Here is an 8,121-nt window from a genome sequence, read left to right as displayed (position 1 = left end):
CCCGAGGGGGATCACCCGTCTCAAGCATGACCGGAAGCTAGCAGAAACCACATCTGACCTGCGATTATCCGGAAACTAGTTCAGTCAACACCACCATTCCGATCAAGGTGTACCCGGCGACCGAGAGCCACGCGATCTCCTTCGGGCAGTTCCACGTCGCCGACGGTGGGCGGGTGCGGTACCGGAAGGGGTGCGAGCTGGACGGCCAGGAGCTGGACCAGGGCGACATCACCCGCGGTTATGAGACGGCGGTCGGCACCATCGTTCCGGTCTCCGACGCCGACCTCGACGCGCTCCCGCTGCCCACCGCGAAGGCCATCGAGATCGTCGCCTTCGTGCCTGCCGAGTCGATCGACCCCATCGCGGTCGGCACGCCGTACTACCTGATGGCCAGCGGGCCGGCCTCCGCGAAGCCGTACGTTCTGCTGCGCATGGCCCTGGAGCGCTCCAGCAAGGTGGCCGTCGCGAAGGTCGCGCTCCGCGGCCGGGAACGCCTGGCCCTTCTCCGTGTCGTAGGTGAGGCTATCGGTAGCCTCGGATATTCGAGTGTGCGGAATAGGGCTGCAATACGGCTCTGCCGCACTTCACACCCCGCTGGCTGGGAAGCTTTGTGCTGCCTCGGTGAGTGAGGGGATCGCGGCTGGCTCGGACATCGCACCGCGCGGTAGCCTCTCGCCATGAGTCACGGGGAGGGCGCCCTCATGAGTCGACGCCTGACGCGATCCCCGGCCAAGGGCTGACTTGTCACGTTGGCTGGTTAATCCAGTCACCGGGGAGAGAACCGCGTACTGAATCCAGCGCGGGAGCAGTGAGGCCCAGGGCCCAAAGCCACTCGTTGGCGTCCTCCCGCAGCAGTCCTTCAGGCGAGGAGAACCACCGGATCACGCATCCCTCGACAGCCCACATCGGGTAGTCGGGCAAGGCTAGACGCTGGAATCCGGGCGGTGCCTCGATGGTCTCTGACTCTCCGAGAGGCCGGTTGTCCGCGCGCGTCTCATTGTGAGCGAAGAGGGACTCGGAGAGCACCATCTCGATACAGGCGGTGGAAAACCGGTCGAGGAAGGGCATCCAGGGATCCGAGTCGCTGTCCTTGCGCCGGAAGACCACGGGCGGGTCGTCGTCTTCCAGGTGCTCCTGCCGGATGGCCCACTCGGCGACCGCTTGGTTCTCCAGCCGGAACACCAGAGCGCCATCGTCAACATAAAGGTGCTCCAAGGAAAGCAGAGAGTCCTGAACACTGGTCAGGTCCGCACGCCGTCCGAACAGCCCATACGCCTCCCACAAAGCCGTCGGCAGCGGCGATCCCAGTCGCCACTCCGCCTCGGTGAGCTCCTCGAACTCGCAGCCGTCGCCAGCCCGGACCGGCTTGCGCCAGTGCGCAACGAATCCCTTGATGAACCTCCAGGCATCCGCCCGATCCGAAACAGCCGCCAGCTCGGCAGCAACGTTGAACCCCTCCGTCATACGCCGGAGAGTAGTCCCCCCGCCGAAGCTTCGACCGGCCCGTCCATCAAAAACAGGCTCTGGCGAGACCGTTGAGATCCTCCGCGCTCGGCACCGCGACGATCAATTGCGTACCGGCAACATCGTCGCAGCAGACCGGTCCTGGTTCTTCACCCTGTACTTCGACGCCACCGGGACCGAGCTCCTGGCGTGCAGCGGCGTCAAGAACGAGCGGCCTTCGCGGGGGGGACGGTCAGAAGCTCCAGCTGTAGAGGCCACCACCCGTGTTCACCGCATTCTTCGCGAGCAGGGCAACGCCCTGCAAGACCGCCAGCAGATCATCGTCGGTCATCTCGTCGCCGTCCTCAGACCAGAGTCGCGCGGTCCAGCGGCTGGCGAGCTCTTTGAGGTCAGTGGAACTGGCTTCGGCGAGCGCTCGTGTCAGCTGCTTCGGCAAAGCGAACACCTCAACGCCATCGTTCAAGGGTTCAGTGACGTACTCCGGCCACGGCCGCCAGGCATAGAGCTGCTCGAGCGGTGAGGCCTTGACCGATGGCTCCTGGAAGTACATGTCCCACTCGGCGATGGCACTGTCCGGCTCGATAAAGCGGCAGGTCACAGATTCAAAGGCCTCACCAGGTCCCCGCAGGTGCGTCGCAGCGGCAGCTTCGTCGTCGGGGGCGAGGAAGAACACTATGTCGTGGGCCATTCGAGCATGATGGCAGCCCGCCGCATTGACGCGGGTGAAGCCACGTGACAGCCATCTCGACCAGTCGCAGGCCCCGCCGTCCTTGGTAGCGGCCACTGCAGCTGCAGCCAGCCGTCATACGACGGCGGCTCGCGGTTGTCCTGGCAGCCCACCCGCTACCTTCCTCACATGGAACGGACCGCCATCCTGCAGAGCCTCGCCGCGAGCGGAACTGACACCGCCCCGCAGCGACTCACCGCACTTGCCGCCGAACTCGACATACCGGCTGCCGACCTTCTCGTCGTCGCAGGCCACGCTGTGCCGGCGGAACTCCTTCGTTGGGGCCGAGTCCGAGTACGGGCCCGCCGCCCTCGGTGATCCCGAACACCGTTCGCAGGCCGGCCCGCAGCGTCTTTCGGGCCTGGGCGGCGAGCTCGGGCGGGCAGGGTGCGCCTCCGTGCATCACCAGGCTGAGCGAGGCCAGGTTGCTGCCAGGCAGCTGACGGGACTCCAGCAGCAGCGTGAGCATGGTCGGTACGAGGAAGGTGTGCTGCACCTTCCACGCCTCGGCCGCCGTCAGGAACCCGGCGGGCGTGAACTGGTCGAGAACCGCGACGGGGGCCCGGGCGGCGAGGTAGCTCACGGCGATCACGATGCTGCCGTGACACAGCGGGCTGGTGTGCAGGTAGACCGTGCCCGGTTCCGGTTCGACCTCGTCCTGCCAGGAGAGGGCCTGATGGCGGAAGTACTCCTGGTCGGCGATGACCCCTTTGGGGAATCCGCTGGTCGCCGAGGTGTGCAGGATCATCACCGGATCGGTGAGCGCCCCGCCGCCCCCGGCGAGCGGGCCGCCGGGCAGGGTCGCCACCTCGTCGACGTCCAGCACGGCCAGAGCAGGGCGCAGTACGGCCAGTCGGGTCTTGCCGCGGGGGTCGGCAAGGGCGTAGACGGGTGTGGTGCGCGCCAGGATGCCGTCGAGTTCCCGGTCGGCCAGCGCCGGGTTCAACGGGACCGCGACGGTACGGGTCAGGGCGCAGGCGAAGAGGGCTTCCAGGACCTCGACCCGGTTGGAGCACAGGACCACGACGCGGTCCCCGGGACCAGTGTGCCGGCCGATGCGGTGCGCGAGGGCACGGGCATCACGGTCGAGGCGGCTCCAGGAGACCGCACGCCGCGTATCGCGCAGCGCCAGGGCGTGAGGGGTTCGGGTGAGCCGGTCGCGGAGTATCTGCTGGAACCACATGATCAGCTGCCGCCCTCTGCGACCGCGCCCGCGTGCAGGAGGGCGGCGAGGGAGGTGATCGAGTCGAGACGGGACACCTCCTGATGGGACAGCTGCCGTCCCAGCAGGCCTTCCAGCCGTACGATGATCTGCATGATCTCCAGTGAGCTGACACCGGCGTAGGTCAGGTTGTCGCTGTCGGCGAGAAGGTCGGCCATGGAGGGCGGGTTCACGCAACAGCGCACCAGGGCGCGCGCCTGTCCGAGTTCCCGGCCGGCGACGGCCGTCACGAGACCCTCCAGTGGGTGCCGCTGATCAGGCCGAACATGGCCAACGGTTCATCGGCGACCGTGTCGTGGAGGAGAGAGCCGGCCCCCTCGCCGACGCAGGGCAGCAGGCGGTTGAGGCGGCTGCCGAAACAGTCAGCCGTGAACTCCCGCGTCTCGGGAAAGTCCTGACCCCCGGGGAAACGGCGGGGAATGAACGCCAGACCCACATCGACCGGCTTCCACCGCCCGTCCTCCCACACCTCGCACCACGCGTGCTCGCTGGCCACCACCCCCAACAGGTACCCCCGCCGCGCCCGTGCCCTCAGCCCCACCGCGCGCAACCGGTCGGTGATCACCCGGCTGACCACGATGCAGTCGGCCATACCCGCCTCCCACGCACGGTGGTGGTCCATGCGCAGCGGCTCCGCCACGCACTGGTAGACGACCCGGCGCGCGAACAGGTCCGCCAGCATCTCCCGGTAGACCTCCCCGGCCCGCACATCACGCACCCGCCCCCGCGCGCCGGTGATCCGCACCGCCGCCTGATGACCCTGGTGGTCGAACTCCGCTCCGTGCGCCGGCAGCCTCAACCCCTGCGAGGGCAGCAGCCGCACCCCGGGCGCCTGCACGTCGGGCACCCTCACCCGATGACGTCCCGTCTCCTCGGCCGGCAGCCGCACCGTAACCAGCCAGTCCCGTGCCCCCAGCCACTCCTCGGCTGGACCTGCGGAGAACCCGAGAGCAAAACGCAAAGCCACTTCCAGCGTGGTGCGCCCGCTCCCGGACATCAGCCCGACATTGATCAGATCGGCCCGCTCGAACAGCGGCCCGCGCTCGGCATCGCAAACGAACGGCAGACCGTGCTTCTCTCCCAGAGCGATCACATACTCCGGCAGTGTGCACAGCCAAAGGGCCGCCGCCGTCGCGTCGGTGTCGTAGCGTGCTGCTCCAGCCGGCACGGCAAGGAACCGGTCCAGGCCGGCTGCCAAGCACTCAAGGGGAACCGGCTCGTCCACAGCGCTGGGAATCACGCTCAGGGCTTGCGAAAGGGCATCGTCCGAGACGGGGGCGGGACACTCCATCGTGACTGCAGCCTCCAAGGCCAAGACGGGCCCGGCCGCACGCAAGCCGGATGATCACCCCGTCTAACGGCCCACCGCCCGACAGGTCACCAAGCTGGCCGCCACGTCACGTTCAAGAAAGCCAAAGACGCGCCGAGCCCAGGGACAGGGCGGAGGAGGAGGCCGGGGCACCGCCAGGGAGCGCATCAGCCGCCGGTACGCCCCGCTCACCATGGACGCTCACCCAGAGCGGTGCGCCAGCTCCGGGCAGCCGGGCGCCGTCATCGCCGTTGGGCAAGGCAGGCACGCGTGGAGCAGGCGACCGCCGACCCCAGGGCCCGGTGCTGCGCGCAGGGCGGCCACGATCCGTCAATGCCCGTACCGCAGTCGGTGAGTCCGGGCTGTGAGGTGGTGGTGTCCTGGGGTGCCGTCGGCCAGTTGGACATGCCGGTGTTCCTGTGGCCGGGCAATCGGCCGGCTCTGCGGGGTGCCCCTGTCTGAAATGGTGGAATCGATGCGAAGCCCTGCGTCTCCTGTCCGTCGCCGCTCCCTCGCGGTCGCCTTCCTGGTGGCGAGCAGCCTGGCCTGTCTGTCGGTGTCGGCCGGTGCTCATGCTCGGGCTGGTGGAACCTTCGAGGCGGACCGCGTCGGGGCGTTCACCAGTCCGGAGATTCCCGCCGGGGCCAAGGTGACGATCACCGCGGTGGGCGGGGGCGGCGGGGGCGGTGGCGCCTATGGCGGTGGGGGCGGTGGGGGCGGGGCCGGAACGGCCGTCTGCGAGGTGCGGAACTTCCCGGGCGGGACGATCACCGGGTTCGTGGCCGGTGGCGGGGGCGGGGGCAAGTTCCACAACCTTGCCGGTGCAGACGGAGCCGGCGGTAGAGGCGCCGGCCCGTCCACCAGCGGGCGTCCCGGCGACGCGGGAGTCGGCGGCCGGGGCGCTGTTCCCGGAGCATTCCCTGATGCGGGGGCAGGTGGCAGCGGCAAGGAGCACAGCGCGGACGGCAGCGGCGCCGGTGGTGGGGGAGGCGCGACCACCGTGACCGGGTACGTGAGCGCGGGTGGCGGCGGCGGTGGCGGTGGCGGTGCTTCACGCGGCGGCGGGGGAGGTGGTGGAGGCGGCATGTTCACGGACGGGTGCATCTCGCTCGGCCTGGTCAAAGAAGGCGGCCTGGGTCGGGGCGGCACGGGCGACCGGGGTGGGTCCGGGGGATCGCGGGCCGGCTCCGACGGCGGGGGAAGCGGTAGCGGCTACAAGGAGGGCGGAGGCGACTACGGCCGCAAGAGCGGCGGCGGCGGCGGAAGCCTGTTCGGCAGCTCCGGCGGTGGCGACGGAGGCCATGGCAGCGTCCATATCAGCTGGTAGGAGCCCCGGGCCGCCGAACCCCAGGCCGACGGCGAAGGCTCCCGTGCCCGGACGGCGGGACTTCCGGGCGTGGGCGGACCGGGTACGGGCGGCTTGGTGGGCGCTGTCGGGCAGGGACCGGATCGCCGTCGACGGCTTGCTGCTGGCCGGCGCGCTGCTCGCGGCCGCGTGGCGGGCGGGCCACCTCGGTTTCATGCAGGCGGACTTCGTCCTGTCGGTCCTGGCCGGTACGGCCGGTGTGGCCACGTTGTACCGGGGCGCCGTGTTCCGGCCGGAGCCCGCCCCGCCTCCGGCCGGGCCGCTGGTGGCGCCCTCGGAAGAAGTGCAGAGCCATGCCGCCCGCGAGGCGGGCGCCGGGCCCGCGGCCTGACGGAGGAGGCGCGATGGTGATGTCAGGCAGGCAGCGGCGGGTGTGTGCGGGCAGCGTGACCGGGGCGTTCCTGGCCGGGTGCGGCTGGCCGGCTGGCGAGTCGGGCTGGCCCACGGTGGGCCTGGTCCTGGCGGTGGTGGCCGCGTTGGTGTTGGGGGAGAGCGCGTGGCACTCGGGCGCCCTGAGCCTTCCGGCCCGGGCGCAGGGGCGGCGGGCGGCGGGCGGCGGATGAGGAGAGTCGTTTACGTAAATCTGCGGATGTCCCATGTCGCCCTCAGCGGCACCATGGCGGGCATGACCACACCAGATGCGTTGCCCCCGGGCCTCAACTGGGTGACGGCCGACAGGGCCGCCGCTCTCTGGATGGTCAGACGTAGGTTCGTGCCCGAGGTGGCCTCCACTCACGGGGTGGGGACCAAGGAGCAGAAGAGTTACGGAACCTTGGGTGAGAGCACCGTCACCGTGTACTCCTACGCTGAGGTTCAGCGGGTGGCGGCGGAGCTCGAATCCGGTGAGGTGGTCCTGGACCCGTCCTGGCGGGTCGACACCAAGGAGGGGATAAGGGGTGCCCGGCGTGACACTCTGGCCACCTGCGGCTGGGTGGTGTTGATGCTCGCGGTAGTCATCGCCGTCGCCGTGCTGTCGAGCTGAGTGCGGACGCTGCGGGGCATGCCGGTGGGCTTGTGCGGGCGCAGCCGGGGGCAGTGAGACCCATTGCTGTGCCCTGTCCGCGTGCGGTCGGGGGCGGTGGCGTGCCGCGGGGGCGGCGAGGGTCTTGTGGAGCTCGTAGTAGACGCGGGTGGTGGCGAGGTGACGTTCAGCGTGCGGGGGTGTCAGGGGTGTTGACTTTTGGGATGAGGGTTCGTCATGTGTTGTCACTGCGGTGCGTCACGGTCTGTCAGTGGTGAAACCGCAGGTCACATGGGGTGTGAGGCGCCTGTCTGCGCAGGTTGGTTGGGTGGTGCGCAGTTTCGCTGATTCGTGACATGAACCGAGCCGGTACGGGATGGTTTTTCCAGAGTCTAGCCGTGCTGAAGATTGAAGCACTCTGGGTTGGGAGGCTGGTCGGCTCAGGGTCGTGATCATGTTTTCCTCCTTTGGAGTCTGGGGAGGATGGCGTGCAGCCGGGCGTGGTTCATGCGTTCCGGGGTTGTCTTTGTAGGAGTGGGTATGGCTCAGGGCGTTGTGAAGTGGTTCAACGGTGAGAAGGGCTTCGGGTTCATCTCGCCCGATGGCGGAGGCCCTGACGTCTTCGTTCATTTCAGCGCGGTCGTGGGTACTGGGTTCCGGAACCTGGAGGAGAACCAGCGAGTCGAGTTCGAGGTGACTCAGGGGCAGAGGGGCCCGCAGGCCGTCGACGTCCGAGGCATCTGAGACTGCTGTCGGCCCGATCCCGTGGACCCGGCATTCAACCCCGACCAGCCCTGCCACTGCTGCCAGCCGGCCCGCGGAGCGGGCCTAGGTTCTGGAGGCGGAGCCGGAAGAGCCCCGGGCGGGGGAGCGGAGCGGGCCAGCCCAACGGGCCGAAGGCCCGGACCCCGTGAAACGGGGTCACTTCCCGCGCGAAGCGCGGGAAGTCTCTGGGGCTGCGAAGCAGCCCTGCTCCGGGTGGAGCGCAGCGGAACCCGGAGCCAGTCCGGAGCGAAGCGCAGGACCCCGGCCCGAAGGGCCGGCCACAGCTCGGAGCGAAGCGCAGAGCGGG

General features: G+C 69.3%; 11 protein-coding genes. 6 read left to right on the top strand and 5 right to left on the bottom strand.

The genetic code is table 11. From position 1 onward, the window contains the following. The first annotated feature begins 53 nt into the window (after positions 1–53). Positions 54–629, top strand: coding sequence for a Ku protein (locus tag ABZY57_RS31085; protein WP_356517626.1), 576 nt, complete (start codon positions 54–56; stop codon positions 627–629). A 115-nt stretch (positions 630–744) separates the two neighbouring features. Here ABZY57_RS31085 and ABZY57_RS31080 read toward each other — a convergent pair whose 3' ends face one another. From ABZY57_RS31080 to ABZY57_RS31060, 5 genes are all read right to left on the bottom strand, one after another. Continuing rightward, complete coding sequence (locus tag ABZY57_RS31080; RefSeq protein WP_356517624.1) at positions 745–1,464, bottom strand: hypothetical protein; 720 nt, start codon at positions 1,462–1,464, stop codon at positions 745–747. A 232-nt stretch (positions 1,465–1,696) separates the two neighbouring features. After that, the gene (locus ABZY57_RS31075) at positions 1,697–2,152 is read right to left on the bottom strand and encodes a hypothetical protein (protein WP_356517622.1); all 456 of its coding nucleotides are present in this window, start codon (positions 2,150–2,152) and stop codon (positions 1,697–1,699) included. Between the two features lie 232 nt (positions 2,153–2,384). Next, positions 2,385–3,374, bottom strand: coding sequence for an AMP-binding protein (locus ABZY57_RS31070; RefSeq protein WP_356517620.1), 990 nt, complete (start codon positions 3,372–3,374; stop codon positions 2,385–2,387). Between the two features lie 2 nt (positions 3,375–3,376). Beyond that, positions 3,377–3,643, bottom strand: a complete 267-nt coding sequence (locus ABZY57_RS31065; protein ID WP_356517618.1) for a phosphopantetheine-binding protein — start codon at positions 3,641–3,643, stop codon at positions 3,377–3,379. After that, a complete protein-coding gene (locus ABZY57_RS31060) occupies positions 3,640–4,611 on the bottom strand; it encodes a transglutaminase domain-containing protein (protein ID WP_356517616.1) in 972 nt (323 codons plus the stop codon). Before ABZY57_RS31060 ends, ABZY57_RS31065 begins: the two co-directional genes overlap by 4 nt. A 1,195-nt stretch (positions 4,612–5,806) precedes the next feature. Between ABZY57_RS31060 and ABZY57_RS31055 the strand changes: the two genes are divergently transcribed. The 5 genes from ABZY57_RS31055 to ABZY57_RS31035 all read left to right on the top strand — a co-directional run bounded on the left by ABZY57_RS31055 (position 5,807) and on the right by ABZY57_RS31035 (position 7,793). Further along, the gene (locus ABZY57_RS31055) at positions 5,807–6,049 is read left to right on the top strand and encodes a hypothetical protein (protein ID WP_356517614.1); all 243 of its coding nucleotides are present in this window, start codon (positions 5,807–5,809) and stop codon (positions 6,047–6,049) included. 43 nt (positions 6,050–6,092) lie between these two features. Further along, on the top strand, positions 6,093–6,419 hold the full coding sequence (locus ABZY57_RS31050) for a hypothetical protein (protein WP_356517612.1): 327 nt from the start codon (positions 6,093–6,095) through the stop codon (positions 6,417–6,419). 19 nt (positions 6,420–6,438) lie between these two features. Then, a complete protein-coding gene (locus tag ABZY57_RS31045) occupies positions 6,439–6,651 on the top strand; it encodes a hypothetical protein (protein WP_356517610.1) in 213 nt (70 codons plus the stop codon). Positions 6,652–6,713: 62 nt separating this feature from the next. Continuing rightward, the gene (locus tag ABZY57_RS31040; RefSeq protein ID WP_356517608.1) at positions 6,714–7,070 is read left to right on the top strand and encodes a hypothetical protein; all 357 of its coding nucleotides are present in this window, start codon (positions 6,714–6,716) and stop codon (positions 7,068–7,070) included. Between the two features lie 519 nt (positions 7,071–7,589). Continuing rightward, a complete protein-coding gene (locus ABZY57_RS31035) occupies positions 7,590–7,793 on the top strand; it encodes a cold-shock protein (protein ID WP_356517606.1) in 204 nt (67 codons plus the stop codon). The last annotated feature ends 328 nt before the right edge of the window (positions 7,794–8,121 follow it).

Origin of the sequence: Streptomyces sp. NPDC006450, from assembly GCF_040612195.1 — a bacterium.
Taxonomy (GTDB): domain Bacteria; phylum Actinomycetota; class Actinomycetes; order Streptomycetales; family Streptomycetaceae; genus Streptomyces.
The sequence above is the reverse complement of the archived record's forward strand: the minus strand, read 5'-3'. Positions and strand labels throughout refer to the sequence as shown.

What these genes read in the sequence shown, in the direction of transcription:
- ABZY57_RS31080 (WP_356517624.1), bottom strand. Translation starts at nt 1,464, where the DNA reads ATGACGGAGGGGTTCAACGTTGCTGCCGAGCTGGCGGCTGTTTCGGAT.
- ABZY57_RS31055 (WP_356517614.1), top strand. Translation starts at nt 5,807, where the DNA reads ATGTTCACGGACGGGTGCATCTCGCTCGGCCTGGTCAAAGAAGGCGGC.
- ABZY57_RS31035 (WP_356517606.1), top strand. Translation starts at nt 7,590, where the DNA reads ATGGCTCAGGGCGTTGTGAAGTGGTTCAACGGTGAGAAGGGCTTCGGG.
- ABZY57_RS31075 (WP_356517622.1), bottom strand. Translation starts at nt 2,152, where the DNA reads ATGGCCCACGACATAGTGTTCTTCCTCGCCCCCGACGACGAAGCTGCC.
- ABZY57_RS31045 (WP_356517610.1), top strand. Translation starts at nt 6,439, where the DNA reads ATGTCAGGCAGGCAGCGGCGGGTGTGTGCGGGCAGCGTGACCGGGGCG.
- ABZY57_RS31040 (WP_356517608.1), top strand. Translation starts at nt 6,714, where the DNA reads ATGACCACACCAGATGCGTTGCCCCCGGGCCTCAACTGGGTGACGGCC.
- ABZY57_RS31070 (WP_356517620.1), bottom strand. Translation starts at nt 3,374, where the DNA reads ATGTGGTTCCAGCAGATACTCCGCGACCGGCTCACCCGAACCCCTCAC.